This window comes from Massilia aquatica, from assembly GCF_011682045.1.
Taxonomy (GTDB): Bacteria; Pseudomonadota; Gammaproteobacteria; order Burkholderiales; family Burkholderiaceae_D; genus Telluria_A; species Telluria_A aquatica.
This window is the reverse complement of record NZ_VVIW01000019.1, coordinates 71557-89308: the sequence shown is the minus strand read 5'-3', so window position 1 is coordinate 89308 and position 17752 is coordinate 71557. Positions and strand designations below refer to the sequence as shown.

General features: G+C 64.5%; 14 protein-coding genes. 7 read left to right on the top strand and 7 right to left on the bottom strand.

Annotation, left to right across the window (positions count from 1 at the left end; genetic code table 11):
• Positions 1–98: 98 nt before the first annotated feature.
• Together F1609_RS25225 and F1609_RS25220 are read left to right on the top strand one after the other, a co-directional pair.
• The gene (locus tag F1609_RS25225; protein ID WP_229422048.1) at positions 99–1124 is read left to right on the top strand and encodes a L,D-transpeptidase family protein; all 1026 of its coding nucleotides are present in this window, start codon (positions 99–101) and stop codon (positions 1122–1124) included.
• Between the two features lie 37 nt (positions 1125–1161).
• Complete coding sequence (locus F1609_RS25220) at positions 1162–1887, top strand: M23 family metallopeptidase (RefSeq protein WP_167079405.1); 726 nt, start codon at positions 1162–1164, stop codon at positions 1885–1887.
• Between the two features lie 10 nt (positions 1888–1897).
• On the opposite strand, the gene F1609_RS25215 is transcribed toward F1609_RS25220, so the two are convergent.
• Both F1609_RS25215 and F1609_RS25210 read right to left on the bottom strand, forming a co-directional pair.
• Positions 1898–3031: an HAF repeat-containing PEP-CTERM protein gene (locus tag F1609_RS25215; protein ID WP_167079404.1), complete on the bottom strand. Its 1134-nt coding sequence runs from the start codon at positions 3029–3031 to the stop codon at positions 1898–1900.
• A 154-nt stretch (positions 3032–3185) separates the two neighbouring features.
• Complete coding sequence (locus tag F1609_RS25210) at positions 3186–4964, bottom strand: M4 family metallopeptidase (RefSeq protein ID WP_167079403.1); 1779 nt, start codon at positions 4962–4964, stop codon at positions 3186–3188.
• Positions 4965–5169: 205 nt separating this feature from the next.
• Here F1609_RS25210 and F1609_RS25205 point away from each other — a divergent pair, with 205 nt between their 5' ends.
• Positions 5170–6330 (top strand): glycerophosphodiester phosphodiesterase, encoded by a 1161-nt coding sequence (locus tag F1609_RS25205; protein WP_167079402.1) that lies wholly within the window; start codon positions 5170–5172, stop codon positions 6328–6330.
• 36 nt (positions 6331–6366) lie between these two features.
• Here F1609_RS25205 and F1609_RS25200 read toward each other — a convergent pair whose 3' ends face one another.
• Positions 6367–8496 (bottom strand): TonB-dependent receptor, encoded by a 2130-nt coding sequence (locus F1609_RS25200; RefSeq protein WP_167079401.1) that lies wholly within the window; start codon positions 8494–8496, stop codon positions 6367–6369.
• A 126-nt stretch (positions 8497–8622) separates the two neighbouring features.
• Here F1609_RS25200 and F1609_RS25195 point away from each other — a divergent pair, with 126 nt between their 5' ends.
• The 3 genes from F1609_RS25195 (at position 8623) to F1609_RS35425 (ending at position 12932) form a co-directional block, all read left to right on the top strand.
• Entirely contained in the window at positions 8623–9813 is a 1191-nt protein-coding gene (locus F1609_RS25195; protein WP_167079400.1) for a PepSY-associated TM helix domain-containing protein, read from the top strand.
• A 291-nt stretch (positions 9814–10104) separates the two neighbouring features.
• Complete coding sequence (locus F1609_RS25190) at positions 10105–12690, top strand: TonB-dependent receptor plug domain-containing protein (RefSeq protein WP_167079399.1); 2586 nt, start codon at positions 10105–10107, stop codon at positions 12688–12690.
• A 44-nt stretch (positions 12691–12734) separates the two neighbouring features.
• Complete coding sequence (locus F1609_RS35425) at positions 12735–12932, top strand: T6SS immunity protein Tdi1 domain-containing protein (RefSeq protein ID WP_167079398.1); 198 nt, start codon at positions 12735–12737, stop codon at positions 12930–12932.
• Positions 12933–12939: 7 nt separating this feature from the next.
• On the opposite strand, the gene F1609_RS25180 is transcribed toward F1609_RS35425, so the two are convergent.
• The gene (locus tag F1609_RS25180) at positions 12940–13632 is read right to left on the bottom strand and encodes a sigma-70 family RNA polymerase sigma factor (RefSeq protein ID WP_167079397.1); all 693 of its coding nucleotides are present in this window, start codon (positions 13630–13632) and stop codon (positions 12940–12942) included.
• A gap of 160 nt (positions 13633–13792) precedes the next feature.
• Between F1609_RS25180 and clpP the strand changes: the two genes are divergently transcribed.
• Positions 13793–14416 carry an ATP-dependent Clp endopeptidase proteolytic subunit ClpP gene (gene clpP / locus F1609_RS25175; RefSeq protein WP_167079396.1) on the top strand — a complete coding sequence of 208 codons (624 nt, stop codon included), beginning with the start codon at positions 13793–13795 and terminating at the stop codon, positions 14414–14416.
• A gap of 72 nt (positions 14417–14488) precedes the next feature.
• Here clpP and F1609_RS25170 read toward each other — a convergent pair whose 3' ends face one another.
• The 3 genes from F1609_RS25170 to F1609_RS25160 all read right to left on the bottom strand — a co-directional run bounded on the left by F1609_RS25170 (position 14489) and on the right by F1609_RS25160 (position 17742).
• Positions 14489–15541: a PDDEXK nuclease domain-containing protein gene (locus F1609_RS25170; protein WP_167079395.1), complete on the bottom strand. Its 1053-nt coding sequence runs from the start codon at positions 15539–15541 to the stop codon at positions 14489–14491.
• Between the two features lie 183 nt (positions 15542–15724).
• Complete coding sequence (locus F1609_RS25165) at positions 15725–17089, bottom strand: sensor histidine kinase (protein WP_167079394.1); 1365 nt, start codon at positions 17087–17089, stop codon at positions 15725–15727.
• On the bottom strand, positions 17083–17742 hold the full coding sequence (locus F1609_RS25160) for a response regulator (protein WP_167079393.1): 660 nt from the start codon (positions 17740–17742) through the stop codon (positions 17083–17085). Before F1609_RS25160 ends, F1609_RS25165 begins: the two co-directional genes overlap by 7 nt.
• Positions 17743–17752: the final 10 nt, after the last annotated feature.

Sequence of the window (17752 nt, the reverse complement as noted above, 5' to 3'; positions counted from 1 at the left end):
TTTTACCCGGCGCCGGCTTCTCGCCATGAGTACGCTGCCGCACAGACGTTATATCCGACCGGAACTATTCTTCACTATCCATTACCAAGGGGCTTGAATTGAAACCAACTTCGCTTTGCCTGATCGCCGCCCTGTTCGCCGGCGCGGCCACCATTCCTGCCGCCATGGCCGCCAGCGCGCCGTCCGCCCTGACGGCCGAGGCGGTCAATAATGCGGGCAAGTCGCCCGAGCCGCTCGCTGCCGGCGCCAAACCAGGCAAGGGGGCCAAAGCCGCCAAGCTGTCGGCCGCCACCCTGCTGCGCGCCCAGGTCCTGCTCGACCGCGCGCACTTCTCGGCCGGCGAGATCGACGCCGCCTCCGGTTCGAACATGCGCCTGGCGCTGTCCGGCTTCCAGAAAAAAGCCGGCCTGGAACCGTCCGGTACGCTCGATGAAGCGACCTGGGCGGCCCTGAACGCCGATAGCGCCGACGCTCTGGTCCAATACACCCTGCTCGACGCCGATGTGGCCGGCCCGTTCGCGCCGATCCCCGAGGGCATGGCCGAGAAAGCAAAGCTGAGCACGCTCGGCTACAGCAGCGTGGCCGAAGCATTGGGCGAAAAATTCCACGTCAGCCCGGCCCTGCTGGCGCGCCTGAACCCCGGCAAGGACCTGAGCCGCGCCGGCGAAGCGATCCTGGTGCCGAACGTGCTCGATACCGAGCCGCTGCCCAAGGCCGCCAGGATCGTGGTGGACCGCTCCGACCGCTCGCTGACCCTGCTCGACGCCGCCGGCGCCATCCTGGCCCAGTTCCCCTCGTCCACCGGCAGCTCGCACGATCCGCTGCCGATCGGCAGCTGGAAAGTCAACGGCATCGCGCGCAACCCGGTCTACCACTACAACCCGAAACTGTTCTGGGATGCCAGCCCCGGCGACAAGAAAGCCAAGCTGCCGTCCGGCCCCAACAATCCGGTGGGCGTGGCCTGGGTCGACCTGTCGAAGGACCATTACGGCATCCACGGCACCCCGGTGCCGGCCTCGATCGGCAAGACCCAGTCGCACGGCTGCATCCGCCTGACCAACTGGGACGTGGCGACCCTCACCGGTTCGGTCGGCTACGGTACCGAAGTGCTGCTGCAGGAATAATCAAGAACCACCCTCACAAACGAAAAAGGATCATTTTATGAAATGGCTTATGACTTTCCTGGCCGGCCTGGTGCTCGGCGCAGGCTCCCTGTTCGTCTACCTGCGCACGGTACCCAAGCCGGCTGACGTGGTGGTGGTGGCGCCTGCGGCGACGGTCGTCGCCGGCAGCGCCGCACCGGCCGCGACCGGCGTGGCGCTGCCGAGCGCCGACCTGCCGGGCGCCCCGGTGGTGAGCACCGACCTGACCGAACTCGACCTGCCGCTGCGTCCGAGCATGAGCGAAGTGGCCCTGCCGGCCGTGAATGGCGCGGTCGCCAGCGCCAGCGCGGCGCCGTCCGGCAAGCTGCTGCTGCCGGTGGAAGGCATCAAGCTGGCCGACCTGCGCGACAATTTCGACCAGCCGCGCGGCGCCGACCGCCACCACGAAGCGCTCGACATCATGGCGCCCAAGGGCACCAAGGTGCTGGCGGTCGCCGATGGCAAGCTGGTCAAGCTGTTCAACAGCAAACCGGGCGGCCTGACGGTGTATCAGTTCGATCCGAGCGAAAAGTACGCGTATTACTACGCGCACCTGGACCGCTACGCCGATGGCGTGAAAGAAGGCATGGACCTCAAGCGCGGCGACCTGGTCGGCTACGTTGGCGTGACCGGCAATTCGGACCCGAACGCACCCCACCTGCACTTTGCCGTGGTTGAACTGACTGCCGAAAAGAAATGGTGGAAAGGCACGCCAATCAACCCATTCCCCTTGATCGGCGAATAATACTTTTTGATCAGGTGCGGACGATGGCGCCCCGGCGGCGTCCGCGCCGCGCGACCAGCACGATCAAGCCGCCGCCGAGCAGCATCATGGCCGGGGTTCCTGGCTCCGGCACCGCACTCGTGCTGTCCAGGGTCAGCAGGAAGCCGCTGCACGCACCCAGGCTGTTGCAGCCGTGCGCGGTGATCTGGCCCAGGTCGTTGATGTCGGCCGCGTAGTTCAGCGTCCAGCCGAAGCCGGGGCCGACCAGCGCATTGAGGTCGAACATCTGGCCATCCGCATACAAGAACGCGTGCAGCGAATTGCCGCCGGAAATTTCGGAGCTTCCCACCGCCTGCCCGGCATTATTGATGCCAAAGCCGTAGCTGTTGACGCCGCCCAAGGTGCTCAGGTCGTTCATCATCCCATTATCGAAGACAAACGCATGCACGCTGGCGTCGCCCGCCATGTAGGAAAACCCCGTCACCGCGCCGCTGTCGTTGATCCGGTTGGCCTCGCTGTAATTGCCGCCCAGGGTGCCCAGGTCGGTCATCCCCTTGCCATCATCGAGGAAGGCATGATAGCCGTTGACCAGGTCGGCCCGTCCCACCACCACGCCGCTGGCGTTGATGTCGGTGCCCATGCTGCCGTGGCCGCCCAGGCTGCCGAGATCCTGCATGCGCCCGTCCGGGGTGAAGCGGAAAGCGACCTGGGTCCCGTCGGCGCGCTCGGCACTGCCACTCACCTGGCCGGCATTGTTGATGCCGGTGGCCACGCTGTTGCGTCCGCCGAGTCCGCCAAGCGAGGTGATCTTGCCGCCGTCGAAGGTGACCGCGCGCGTATCGCCGCCGGCATTGACCACCTGCCCCGCCGCCACGCCGGCATCGTTGATACCGCTGGCATAGCTGCGCGTTACGCGGTCGGGACTGAGGTTTTGCATGGTTCCGCCGCGCGACAGGTAGGCGCTGCTGATATTGTCGCTGTTGAGCGAGTAACCCACCACCGAACCGCTGTTGTTGATGGCGCGCACGTCGCCGCTGGTGCCGCCGAGCGTGCCGAGCGTCTGGACAGAGTAAGAAGGCGCGGCCTGGGCGGCGCCCGGGATCAGGGAAGTGGACAGGAGAGCGGACAGCAAGCTGAGCTGAAACAAACGCGGTGTGGCAGGCATGGGAACTCCGGGAAACAGAACAAGAAAACGGGCACGCCGGGATCATCCGGCGCGCCAGTCGATTCTAAACCGGATTTCTGGACGCACATTATGCTGCCTGTAAAATAGTTCCGAACGTACACAGTTTTCGCCAAAAAGTCTTGGCGCAATGCCATCATTCGTTGCGGTCCACGCCCACATTCACGGCCGCGTAGGCGCGCTGCACGGCCACCGCCTCCTTGCTGTCCTTGCCATACAATTCTTCGGCCGCGGCCAGCAGCTTGGCGCGCGCATCCTTGTAGTCGGTGCTCGAGGTAAAGCGCGTGGTGGCGGCGTTGAACCAGATGCGGTATGCCTTGTCGAGGCCGATGCCGCTCATCGCCCGCGGCGTGCCGCTGAGAAAAGTGCTGTGGGCCTCGCTAGCCGGGTCGGCGTTCGATCCTTGCGCCAGGAAATAAAACATGCGGTTGTTCGGGCCGCTGCTGTAGTGCACGTCCAGCCGCCGCAGCCGGGCCGACCAGGCATCCGGACTGGTGCCGTCCTTGCTCGGACGAATCATGTAGCGCAGGGGCGTGCCGGTTTTACTGATGTCCTTGCCGATCATCCAGTCGTTGCCCTCGGCCGGAATCAGGGCGCCGCCCTTGCCGGCGCGCGCATACGCTTCCACCACTTCGCCGGTGATGTCGGACGACGATTCGTTCAGCGCGCCCGACTCGCCCGAGTACACCAGGCGCGAGGTGGCGTCGGTGACGCCGTGCCCCATTTCGTGGCCGACCACGTCGAGCGCGCCCAGGCTGTTGAAGGTCGCGCCGTCGCCGATGAACATGCACTTGCAGGTATCGCTGTAGTAGGCATTGTCGTAGGCGGTGTTGACGTGGGCCGCGATGTAGGTGGCGCTGTCCTGCCCGTCCAGCGCATGCCAGCCCAGCACGTTTTTCAGCATGTCGTAGGTGTTGGCCAGGCCCCACATGGCGTTCACCGCCGCGGTCTGGCCGTTGGCATCAACGGTGCTGCCGCCGGCCAGGTATTGCTTGCCGTCGCCCCAGTTGTTGCTGCTGTTCGTAAACAATTCCCCGGCCCGGGTGCCGTGATCGGCGTTGGTGACCGCCAGCCCGCCGAACCTGCCGCCCTTGGCGCGCAGCGGATCGACCATGCGAAAGCCGGCCCCGCCTTCGCTGGTACTGAGCGGCACCTCGCCGTTGTACTGGCTCTTGCCTTTGCCGGCGGCGCTTTGCAGCATGCTCCACTGCGCCAGGATGCGGCCGCTGCCGGCGCTGACCACAGTGTCGTGGTAGACCGGCTGCGGCCCGGCGCGCAGGCGCGTGGCGACCAGCCAGGCCAGCTCGTAGCCGACCACCACGTCGGTCATGTCGAGCGCGTTGAGGGCGTCGTCGGGTTTGCCCAGCGCGGCCGGCAGGCGCTCGCTCCACACCAGCGGATAAATGATCAATTCGGCCGTGGGCGGGATCTCGGCCACGGCGCCGGCGCGCACCGAGCGCAGCGCCAGGGTAGTGGCGTGCGCCGCCGACAGCGCCGGCAGCACATTGAACCCGGCCTTGACTCCCGCCTTGCCCCCGGCCGCGCCCGCCTGGCCGGTGCTGTCGCGGTCCAGTTGCAGGCGCCGCTCCGCGACCGATTCGCGCACCATCCTGCCGGCGGCATCGAGCAGCAGCACCGATTCCGAACCGAACACGCGCACGCCTTTGTAGGTATGGTGGGCGCGCACCACCGTGCTACCCTGTACACCCGGATGCTGGCTGGCGAGCAGGAAATGATGGTCGCCGTCAAGCCCCTGGCGCGCCCGCTGGGCGCTTAACTGGGGCAGCAGCAGCGCCGCCAGCGCTTGCGCGTTCGGGGCCGGCGCCAGCGGGCCGTTCATCAGCGGCGGCGCGCAGGCGCCCGCCAGGTGAAAGGCGCCGAGCGCGACAGCCAGCAAGGTCGGGCGAATTGTCATCAGGCATCTCCAGGTTCAGGGCCTGCACCAGAAACGGCGCGGGCGACGTCGATTGTCACAGCAGAATGTCATGAAGAATTTGCTCAAACGCAAAGACAGGCGTGAATTAGCTGCAGTGCCAGTCATCGTACGGTCATGCAAGCTTGTTAATCTCTGCGTTTTGGCAGTGCTAACGTTTTTACCAAACCAATCGGAGTCTGTTGCGATGTACCACGCGTCCCGTACCACCCTGTCCCTGATGTGCGCCGCCAGCGTTGCGGTCCTGATGACCGCTTGCGGCGGCGATGATGCCCCCGACCTGCAAAATCCGGGCACCAGCTGGCCGCCGCAGCCGACCGTCACCGCGCACCGCGGCGCTTCGGCCCTGCGTCCGGAACACACGCTGGCCGCGTACCAGAAAGCGATCGAAGACGGCGCCGACATCGTCGAGCCGGACCTGGTAGCCACCAGGGATGGCGTGCTGGTGGCGCGCCACGAGAATGAAATCTCGGGCACCACCAACGTCTCGGCCATGCCGCAGTTCGCCGAGCGCAAGGCCACCAAGACCATCGACGGCATTCCCGTCAGCGGCTGGTTCACGGAAGACTTCACCCTGGCCGAACTGAAGACCCTGCGCGCCAAGGAACGCATTCCCGCCAACCGCCCGCTCAACGCCGCCTACGACGGCCAGTTCGAGGTGCCGACCCTGCAGGAAGTGATCGACCTGGTGAAGAAGGAAAGCCGCGCGCGCAACAAGACCATCGGCATCTACCCCGAGACCAAGCACCCGACCTACTTCCAGAAAATCGGCCTGCCGCTCGAAAAGCGCCTGGTCGAGCTGCTGGTGGCCAATGGATACCACGGCAAGGAAGCGGCGGTATTCCTGCAATCGTTCGAAGTGGCCAACCTGAAGGAACTGCGCAAGCTGACCGACATGCGCATCGTGCAGCTGATCGACAATCCGGCCAATCCGCCGGCGCCGAACGGTGCGCCGCGCAATACGCCTTACGATTTTGTCGCCGCCGGCAGCAAGAGCACCTACAAGGACATGGTCACCCCGGCCGGCCTGAAAGAAATCGCCACCTACGCCGACGTGGTCTCGCCGTACAAGGACGTGATCATGCCGCGCACCCCCGCCAATGAACTGGCCGCGCCGACCAGTTTTATCGCCGACGCGCGCGCCGCCGGCCTCAAAGTGCACACCTGGACCTTGCGTCCGGAAAACCCGTTCCTGCCGACCAGCATGCGCCGCGGCGACGTGAACTCGCCAAGCCAGCGCGGTGACGGCGCTGCCGAGATCACGGCCTTCCTCAAGGCCGGCATCGATGGCTTCTTCACCGACGATCCGGCTGTCGGCCGTGCTGCTGTCGATCAGTTCAAGAAGTAAAACCGGAAGCCGCGCCGCTAGCGGCGGCGCGGCGCTCTACCAGCTGCGGTTCCAGCTCAGCGCCAGGGTGCGGCCCCGGCCCGCGTAGGTTCCGGCCGCGTCCAGCGCCGCCGTCGACTGCGAGTAGTAGCCTACGTACTGTTTGTCGAACACATTCTCCAGGCTCACCCCGAAACGCCCGTAGGCGTTCTCGAACGTGAGGGCCATGTCGGCCAGCGTATATCCCTTGAAATGCTCTTCCAGGTTGCTGGTGCCGGCCTTGCGCCCGATATTGATGTCGCGGTCGCGCAAGTGCGCCGCCTGCACCCGCAACTGCGCCTTGGGCGCCCACTGCCAGTTGGCGCCGATGACGCCCTTGTCCGGGCCTTGCGCGCGCGCCGGCAGCGACAGGTCGAGCGGCGCACCCTGGGTGGCCGCCGTCTTGCCGTCGGTGACGGCGTAGCTGCCGAACACCGACAACGCTTTGAGCGGGCGCCAGTCGCCCGACACTTCCCAGCCCTTGACCACCGTCGGTACCCGCTCGACCGAGCCGATGCCGGCCGCGCTCACGCGCAGCACGCTGCCCAGCTTCGAGCGCGAGTCGTAGCGCGACACGCCCAGCTGCCCGTTGGCGCCGCGCCAGTTGACGCCCACTTCGTTATTGCGGGTGACGATGGGTTGCAGGTCGATCAGGGTCGCCACCGACTTGCCGGCCGTGTTCACGCCGCGCAGCACCAGGCCGACATCGGGCAGGCCGAAGCCTTCGGCGCTGCCGACAAAGGCCGACCACTGCGGCGCAAAGCGCCACACCGCGCCGAGGTTCTTGACCGATTTGGAAAACTCGGTCTCGCCGCCCTGTACGACCCGGTTGCCATAGGCCGCCAGGGTGCTGTAGGTGTCGACCGTCAGTCTGGCCTGCTCATGGCGCACGCCGCCGCGCACGGTGAGCGGGCCGATGTCGTATTCGAGCTGCGCGAACGGCGCGGTCGAGGCGAACTGCAACTGCGGCACCCAGGTGCGGTCGGTGGTGGCCAGGCGCTGCAGGGTGTTGTCGCGCAAAATATCCAGGCCCACCGTCATTTCCAGGCCCTTGAGCAGCAAGTCGGGGCGCACCCAGGTCATGCGCGCGCCGCGCTTGTCGGCCACGATCTGCGACTGGTCGTACAGCGCGCCGATGGGCGCCAGGCGCGCGTCCTGGAAGGTCGATGCGGGCGTGGCGCCGTACAGGGCTTCGAAGTCGTGGCTGAACAGTTGCGCGCTGAAGGTGCCGCCGAACAGCTCATCGTGACGGTAATCGAGGCTGGCGCTGCGCACCTTGTTCTTGGGCGGCGCGCCCGGCGCGCGACCCGGCAGCGATGTCGTCGGCACGCCGGCCGCCACCACGCCCGGCTCGTTCTTGTAGTCGCCCTCGCCGCGCAGCTTGAAGCGGTTCAGGCTCAATTGGATGCGCTGGGCGCCGAAGCGCTGGCCGATCTTGAAGAACAGGTCGTCGCCACGGCTGTCGAGCGTATCGCCCTGCACGTTGTCGATGCCGAGGCGGCGGCCATTGCCGTCGTAGCCCATGCCGCGCCGCTGCATGCCGACGTAGGCCAGCAGGTCGAAGCCGCCGTCCTTGTGGGTGACGTGGTAGCCGGTTTTCCAGTCCAGGTTATCGGAGCGCAGCTGGCCGGACGCGCGCACGGAGAGGCCATGCGTGGTGCCGTCGGCGCGCGCGCTCTTGGTGATGTAGTTGATGATGCCGCCGGTCGCGCCCATGCCCTGCATGGCGGAGGCGCCGTTGATCACTTCGATGCGCTCGATGATGGCGCTGTCGGCAAAGTAGCCTTCGCGCGAACCGGCGCGCAGCGGGTTCGATTGCGGTATGCCGTCGAGCAGGATCAAGGGCTGGCGTCCGCGCAGCGATTCGCCGGCCGAGGTCATTTTCTGGCGGCTCGGCGAGTAGCCCGGCACGTAGGTGGCCAGCGCCTGCGAGGGGTCGTCGGCGATCAGGTATTGCGAGGCCAGCTCCTGGGCGCTGATGACGGAAATCGCGCCCGGGATCTTGTCCACCGACTTGGCGCCGCGCGTGGCGGTCACCACCACCGTGCTGGAAGGCTGGGCCGCTTCATCCAGGGTCTGTGCGTGCACCGTGGACACGGACAGGCAAGCGAGCGCAACCGCGCGGGACAGGGGCGAAAGGTGGAACATAGGGGGAATCCTTGGTGGTGGGACAGGCATGTTGACGTTCGCGTACAATGTAAATGATAACTATTCCCATTCAATTATTCAAGAAACATTAAAAATGATCCGCCCCGCCCTCGCTTGTTCCCATTCATGAAAAAAGTCATCCGCTTTATCCACCTGTGGGCCGGACTGATTTTTGGGACCATCCTGGTGCTGCTGGGGCTGACCGGCAGCGCGCTGGCGTGGATGCACGAACTCGATGTGCTGCTCAATCCCACCCTGCTGCAGGTGGCGCCGCCGCCCGGCCTGGCGCAGGGGGGCCCGATGCGCGTGGCGCCCGCCACGGTGCAGGCGGCCATCGAACGCCTGCTGGCCGATCCGCTGTACGGCCGCCCCAGCCAGCTGATGCTGCCCGAGCGCGCCGGCGACGTGATCGTGGCCTGGTACCGCGATCCGAAACAGCAGGCTTCAAACTGGAACGTGGCGGTGTCGCGCCAGGTGATGCTCGATCCGGCGACCCTGCTGGTCACCGGCGAGCGCACCTGGGGCGGCGTCGCGCTCTCGCGCCCGCAGCTGATGTCGACCCTGTTCCACATCCACCGCTACCTGGTGGCCGGCGAGACCGGCAAGACCGTGATCGGCGTGACCGGCGTGGCGCTGCTGCTGCTGTCCCTGACCGGCATCGTGCTGTGGTGGCCGCGCATGACGGCGGCCGCCATCAAGGGCGCCTTGAGCGTGCGCCATGGCGGCAACTGGCCGCGCTTTAACTTCCAGCTGCACCGGGCGGGCGGTTTTTTTGCAGCACCCGTGCTGCTGGTGCTGGCCGTATCCGGCGTGTATTTCAATATGCCGCAGTGGGTATTGCCGGTGGTCGGCGCGGTGGCCACCCTGGCCCCGAACGGCAAGGCGGCCAACCGCAGCGCGCCGGCGATGGCGTTGACTGCGCCGGTCGCGCCTTCCGAGGCAATGGCGGCGGCCCAGGCGCGCTTTCCGCAGGCGCGTGTTTCGCGCGTGGCGCTGCCGGCCAAGCCCGGCCAACCCTACGAAATCCGCCTGCGCCAGCCGGATGAACTGCGTGCCGGCGATGGCGCCACCCGCGTCTCGGTCGACTCCGGCGACGCCAGCGTGCTGCGCACGGTCGACCCGCTGCGCGCCCCGGCCGGCGACACCTTCCTGAGCTGGATGTTCCCGCTGCATACCGGCGAAGCCTTCGGCGTGGCCGGGCGCACCTTCATCAGCCTGTTCGGCATCGTGCCGCTGATGTTCTTCGTGACCGGGCTGGTGATCTGGATCAAACTGCACCGTCCCAAGAAGCGCAAGGCCAGGGCCGCCGCCGCCTGATCCGGCGGCGATTGATCATTATTTTTCAGGCAAACTGTTTATACGGTTTAAGCTGCGCGTCGCCGAATTTCCTGAATGCACGTCGTTGTATTCCGTTCACTCCTCCTGAGCAATTTGTCAATCTCATAGACATTTTCATATTCTGCCTATAAATTAGGTTGGCACTCGTCGCTCAGCAATACACCGCACGACGGCTGTGAAGGTCGTATTTTTCATCTGCTTTCCCATGTCGGGGTCAGGCGCCAGCCTGGGCTTATCTCGTTCGAACTGCATTCGCAAAGAGAGATTTTAATGAAGAAGACTTTTCCCATTGCAGTCATGCTGCTGTCCACCGGTGCCGCCGTGGCGCAAGAACCTGCGCCGCAACCAGCAGCCCCGGACTCTTCCGCCCCCGCCACAAGCAAACCGGAAGAAATCCAGAAAGTCGTGATTGTGTCCACCGGCAGCCGCGGTTCGCAGCGCACGGTGGTCGATGCACCGGTCCCGGTCGACATCATCAACACCAAGGACCTGAACAAGACCGGCCAGATCTCGCTCGACAAGGCGCTCGGCATGCGCGTGCCGTCGTTTAACACGGTGCAGACCCCGGTCAACGACGCCACTTCCCTGCTCGACCCGTACGAGATCCGCAACATGGGGCCGAGCCGTTCGCTGATCCTGATCAACGGCAAACGCAAGAATTCGAGCGCGCTGATCTACACCCAGACCTCGCCCGGGCGTGGCGAGAGCGGGTCCGACATTTCGGCCATTCCGCAAGACGCGATCAAGCGCATCGAAGTGCTGCGCGACGGCGCCTCGGCCCAATACGGCTCGGATGCGATTTCGGGCGTGGTCAACATCATCCTGAAAGACAATCCCGAAGGCGGCTCGCTGACCGCGCGCGCCGGCGTGACCGGCGAAGGCGACGGCAAGATGGGCGCCCTCAGCCTGAACCACGGCATCCGCCTGTCGGACAAGGGTTTTGTGAACTACACCATCGACGTCTCGAAGGTCGGACTGGCCGAACGCTCGGGTATCGTGGACGGGCGCGGCGATGCCGCCGACTTCGGCGCCGACCTGCAAAAGGACGTGCTGCCGTTCCTGGCCCAGTACCCGACCGCCGGCAACATCAACGGCTCGCCCAAGACGCGCGCCAACAAGTTCCTGGTCAACAGCCGGCTCGACATCACCGACGACTTCAACATCTACGCCAACGCCGCCTACGTCAAGAAACAGGTCGACAGCTTCGCCAACTACCGCACCCCGTACTGGCGCCCGACCGACTTCGGCCTGCTGCACGCGCCCGGCACGCCCTACGTTGGCTACGGTCCCCAGTTCATCGGCAAGCTGGACGACTACAACGCAACGCTGGGCGCCAAGTTCATGCTGGGCGACTGGAACGGCGACGTCAGCGTAACCATCGGCGGCAACAAGCAAGCCTATGAAGTGCACAACTCGCTCAACCGCGGCATCGAAAACGCCCGTGTCGACGCTATCGCCGCCGGCAAAACACCCGGCCCGCGCTCGCCCACCAGTTTCGAGGCTGGCGGCACGCGCTTTCGCCACACGGTGGTCAATGCCGATGTCTCGAAACAGGTCACGGACGCCATCAACGTGTACGCCGGCACCGAACTGCGCCGCGAAAAGTATGACGTCATCGCCGGCGAATTCGCGTCCTGGACTGCGGGCGGCGCCGATTCGTACGCCGGCAACCTGCCGGAAAACGCCCTGTCGGCCGACCGCAAGAACTATGGCGTGTATGGCGGCAGCATGTTCGACATCACCAAGCAGTGGCTGGTCGACCTGACCGGGCGCTACGAAAAATACAGCGACTTCGGCAACGCCACCGTCGGCAAGCTGAGTACACGCTACAAGGTCAGCGACCTGGTGACCTTGCGCGGTTCGCTCTCGAGCGGCTTCCGGGCGCCGTCGCTGCACCAGATCTACACCCAGAAGAAGCAGTACTCCTTCGTGGCCGGTTCGGGCATCCAGGTATCGGGCCTGACCAACAACCAGTCGGACGAAGCGCGCGCGCTCAAGGTACCGCAGCTGAAAGCGGAAAAGTCGAAAAACATCACGCTGGGACTGGGCCTGACGCCCGACGCCAATACCAGCATCACGCTCGACTACTATCACATCGCGCTGAAAGACCGCATCATCCTGGGCAAGGAAATCGCGCCGACGGGCGACGCGACCCAGGAACTGGACAAGATCCTCGCCGCCGGCGGCGTGGTCTCGCTCAGCTTCTTCGCCAATGCGCTCGACAGCCAGACCTCGGGCATCGACTATGTGGTCAGCCGCAGGAATATTCCGGCCTTCGACGGCAAGCTGGCGGTGAACTTGTCGGGCAACTACACGCTGAAAAACGAGCGTGACGGCAACATCAACAATCCACCGGCGATCGCCGCCGCGCGCCAGTCGGTGCTCGACGCGACCCAGGAAGCGCTGATGTTCACCTCGCGTCCGAAGCACAAGACCGTGCTCGGCCTCGATCTGGATTACAGCAAGTTCAACTTTTCGCTCAACAACACCGTGTACGGCCCGACCAAGTTTCGCAACGCCGGCCTGGACCAGAACCTGGAGCTCAAGTTCAAGACCCGCAACCTGACCGACTTCGCGCTCAACTACCAGCTGAGCGACAGCATGACCTTGTCGTTCAACGTCAACAATCTGTTCGATGTGCTGCCGAAGTGGGAGTTGAAGCCGGTGAACGATACGGCCAAAGGGAACACGATATTGAACAGCACGACCAGGGATCCGAAAACCGGGATGACCCCGCGCGAAACCCAGGTCAACCTGATCACGTTTAACGGACGCTATCCGATCGTGACCTACGATGGCTCGCATTTCAGCCAGCTGGGGCGGATGTACAACATGTCCTTGAACGTGCGCTTCTGATGCAGTGTTGAAGTCGCGCGTCTGCTTGGTCCTGACAGACCTGCATGCGGCGCGCGGCTCAACTCAGCCATGGAAGAGCCAATGACCATTCCCGCTTTTGGCGCCTGTACGGGTTAGTGCCTGCCCTATTAATAGGGGGAGCCGCTACGCTGGAACACTTACAAAAAGTCAAGGCAGTTGAGCATTTAGTGCGGCTTGCACAGCTCGCGCCATTGGACGTCATTACCTCCCCGCCGCCTTGACGGGTACCTAAGCCGCGGCTACGCACCAGTACACGGCATCGTTGGCACAAGCCCCCGCGTGGATGCGCAGGCGCGGCGCTTCGTGCACCGACACCGGCTGCTCATCACCGAGCAAACTCACCATCGCCGGCACGTCGATACCATTGATCGCAGCCTGGAAACGGCGGATCAGCTCGCGGCAGAGTTTTTCGCTGGCCGGCGTTTCCCCCTCAGCCTCACGCAAGCGCCGCCGCGCACGGGCCAGGTACTGGCGGGCATTCACGGCATTGGTGCCGAGCGCCGCGGCGATGTCGGCATGCCCGCACTCGAACACCTCATGCAGGACCAGGGCCAAACGCTCGGACGGCGACAGGCGCGACAGCAGGCGGGCCAGCGCCTCGCCCAGTTCGGCGCGCCGCAGCAAGCTATCCTCCGGCGTTGCGGGTGGCACAGCGGGCGCCAGTTCCATGGCGGTGAGCGCCGCCGTCGAGTCGCGCGCACGCTTGCGCAGGCGGTCGATCGACTGATGCTGCACGACCGTGGTCAGCCATGCCGCCGGCGTTGCCACCGCTTCCTGTTCGGCGTCCCGCCACTTGAGAAAACAGTCCTGCACGATGTCTTCGGCGTCCGCCTCGCTGCCAACGATGCGGCAACTGATCGCTTTCAGGCGCGGCCGCAGCTGTTCGAACAGGGCGCCATCGGTATCGCTCGTGTGCGTCATCGGGAATCTCCTTTGTTGATGCTGTTGCCACATGACGCTCGGCACGGCCCGGATGTGACACGCCTGCGGTATATATTTTTTCTGTCACATAGCGTAGGGCCGCAGGCGTCAAGCAGGCGCAATCGACTCCGTGATTGAACTCTACAGCAAAAGGACCATAATGACTTCCACTTTTCCGCAGGCCCTCGGCCTGGTGCCCACCGTCATAGAACAAACGGGACGGGGCGAGCGCGCCTTCGACATTTACTCGCGCCTGCTCAAGGAGCGCGTGATTTTTTTGGTGGGCGAAGTCACCGAGCAATCGGCCAACCTGATCGTCGCCCAGTTGCTGTTCCTCGAATCGGACAATCCGGACAAGGATATTTCGCTGTATATCAATTCGCCGGGCGGCTCGGTGTACGCCGGCATGGCGGTCTACGACACGATGCAGTTCATCAAACCGGATGTGTCGACCCTGTGCACCGGTTTTGCGGCCAGCATGGGCTCGTTTTTGCTGGCAGCCGGTGCGACCGGCAAACGCTACGCGCTGCCCAACGCCCGCCTCATGATGCACCAGCCCAGTGGCGGATCGCAAGGCGTGGCCGCCGACATCGAGATCCAGGCGCGCGAAGTGCTGTACCTGCGCCACCGGCTCAACGCGATCTATGCCGAACGCACCGGGCAAACGCTGGCGCAAATCGAAAAGGATTCGGACCGCGACAATTTCATGTCGGCCGACCAGGGGGCGCAATACGGCCTGATCGACCGCGTGCTTGCCACCCGCGACGCTCAAGGCGGCCTGTGAGTGCGGTCAATGCCTGATCGGGGAGGCCCGGGCTCCCAGCCGGCGCAATCTTGCGAACCATAAGCCCGGCGATCACTTACCCAATGGACGCGTGTCATGAAACTGCGTGCACGTTCGGTTGAGTTCGGCGCGCAGCGCTTCCTCGGTGGGCAAAACGCATTGATACTTGCTGGCGAACAGGTGCTCATTGCCGTTCAAGACCGAGTAGCGCACTATCGAAGCATCTTTATCCGTACACAGGATGATGCCCACAGTAGGGTTGTCGTCCGGGCCGCGCTTGAGTTCGTCGTACATGCGGACATACATGTCGGTTTGGCCGATGTCCTGATGACTGAGCTCCCCCCGCTTGAGATCGAAGATGACAAAGCACTTGAGCAAATAGTTATAAAACACCAGATCGACATAGAAATCGCGACTCTCGGTGCTAATGCGCTGCTGCCGTGCGACAAAAGCAAAGCCCTTGCCCAGTTCGAGCAGGAAGCTCTGAAGCTGGTCCATCAACGCGTGTTCAAGCTCGCTCTCGAGCACGATTCCACTTGCGGGTAGCCCGAGAAACTCCAGTAAAACGGGATCGCGCACGAATTCGCGCGGTCCGCCTTTGACGGCGGCCACCTTTTCGCAGGCCTCCTGCTTGACGGCTGCGCGGTCCTGGCTGGCCAGCAGGCGTTCGTAATACAGCGTGCCGATCTGCCGCTCAAGCGCACGCGAACTGCAGTTTTGCTCCGCCGCCTCATGCATGTACCACGTGCGCGCCGCTTCGGTGTCTACCCGCAACAGCGTGCGATAGTGGGTCCAACTCAATTCGGTACGCAGTGCGTCCCGAATTGGGAATGCGAAATAAAAACTGCGCATATGGCGTAGATTCCGATCATCGAATCCCTTGCCAAACTCCGCTGTCAGCGCCTTGGCCAATTCCGGCAACAGGCGCTGCCCATAAATGGCGCGCGCCACGCCGCCCTGCTCGAACTCGACAATATGCCGGCCCACCTCCCAACAGGTTTGTACGTGAATCATGTCGACGGCTCGCAGCGCGCGCTGGCGCGACTGACGGATCAGTTCGCCAAGTGCGGATAACAATTCCGGGAGGTCACGCTCTGCGCCGGAAGGCAGGTTTGGTTTGCTCATGTCGTGGATGCTCCAAAAGATATGCCGCTCAATGGGCAATGGTCTGATGTTGGACACCGTGGCGCAACGTTTGTTCCGTTACTGCGCTCTTCTGATGACGCGAGGTAGCCCATGCCCGGCGCGACTGTTTAAGAAACAGAGGGACGCGAACGACCGCACAGCACGCCAGGCGCCACGTCCCCCTCAGCGCGGCGCCGCGATCCGCACGACAAAGCGGCAACCGCGACCGCCCGGTCCCGGCTCGAGTGCGACCGTGCCGTTCATGCGCAAGGCGGCCTGCCTGACGATCGCCAGGCCGAGGCCCGAGCCGGTCGTATTGTGAGACCTGGCGCGGTAAAAGCGCTCGAACACATGAGCCAGATCGGCCTGCGCGATCCCCGGCCCGTCATCGGCCACGGCCAGCGTCAGGCAGCCGTCTTCCCGACCCAGTCCGACGACCACATTCGCGCCCGCTCCCGCATAGCGCAGCGCGTTATCGAGCAGGTTGGCCAGGATCGATTGAAACGCATGCACCTCCAGTGTGAACGGCAAGCGCTCGGGCGCCTCCAACGCCAGTTCGATATCATTGTCCATTGCTGCCTGCGCCGCCCGCGCCAGTTCGTGGCGCACCAGATGGGCCACGTCGATGACGCTGGTGTCGCCGATGCGCGTACCATCGACCCGAGCCAACTGCAACAACTGCGAAATCAGGTGCGAAGCGCGCGCAATCGCATGATCGAGATGCCGCTGCGCCTCGCGCCGCCCCTGCGCTTCAGGCTCGACGGCCAGTACGTGAGCGTTCACCGAAATGACCGCCATCGGCGTGCGCAGTTCATGCGCGGCGTCGTGGACGAAGCCATGTTCGCGCGCGATCTTTTCACGCAGCTGCCCAAGCAGGCGGTCCAGCGCGCCCGCCAGCGGCCTGAGCTCGGCATACTTCGGATCGACGCCGGTGGGCGACATGTCGTCGGTGCCGCGCGCGGCGATCCGTTTGCTCATTTGCTGCAACGGGCGCATGCCGCGCGAGACGGCAATCCAGACCGGCAGCAGAATGCAGGGAAAGGCGATCAGCAGGTAATAGACCAGGTCGCGCGCGATCGAAAGCAGCAAAAAGCTGTCCGCCACCCTCGACCCGGCCACCGTGACCGACCAGCGCCCGGCCGTGCTCTTGAAAACCCGGAACGACCTGCCACCCATGCGCACCGTGGTCATCGCGCCCGCGTCGCCGCCCAGCAGTGCAGGGCCGCCCGCGGGGGATGAATACAAGCGTGTTCCATCCTGAGCGTTCAGCTGGATCAGCATGATTGCCGGAATGTCATAGGCGCGGTACAACTGTTCGATCTGCTCCGACGTGGCAGCGGCGACGGCGCGTGCTTCTTGCGCGTTGTCGAGCCGCGCCAGCGATGCGGCCAGTCCGCGTCCGACGTCCTGGATGCTCTTGTCGCCGATGGCCGGATCTGTCGCGTCGATGTACATCACCGCCGACAACAACATCCAGGCGATGAAGAACGCCATCATCAGCGCCAGAACCACGCGCCCGACCAGCGTGGGGCGCAGGATCTTCAGCATCGGACCAGCATGTAGCCGACCCCGCGCACGGTGCGAATCCGATGGCAGCCTATTTTGCTGCGCAAGTTAAAGATATGCACATCGATCGCGCCGAAGTTAACCGGCTCGCCGAGCGGTTCGAGACGCTCGGACAGTGCGCTTTTCGACACCACCACGCCCGGTTCGCGCGCCAGTTCGAGTATCAGCTGGAATTCGCGGCGCGACAGGTTGACGGGACTGCCCGCCAGCCGCGCCATACAGGATTTCGGCTCCAGCTCCAGGTCGCCGATGGTCCACACTTGCCAGGACTGCTGCGCGTAACGCCGCAGCACGGCGCGCATGCGCGATGCCAGTTCCACCGTGGCGAACGGCTTGACGATAAAATCATCGGCACCGCCGTCGAGCCCCGCCAGGCGCTCCTCCAACGCGGCGCGCGCCGTCATGATAATGATGGGGATTGCCACCCCGGCGCCGCGCCAGCGGGCCAGCAGTGCTTGCCCATCGCCGTCCGGCAGCGACAGGTCGAGCAGGATGCAGGCGTAATGCAGGCCCTCGAACGAGCGCGGCGCGTCGACAGCCTGGCGCAGCCATTCGCTGCTGAAGCCTTCCAGCTTGAGTGCTTTTTGCAGTGCTCGACCGAGGTCGAGATCGTCTTCAATGATCAGTATGTGCATCGCGCATGCC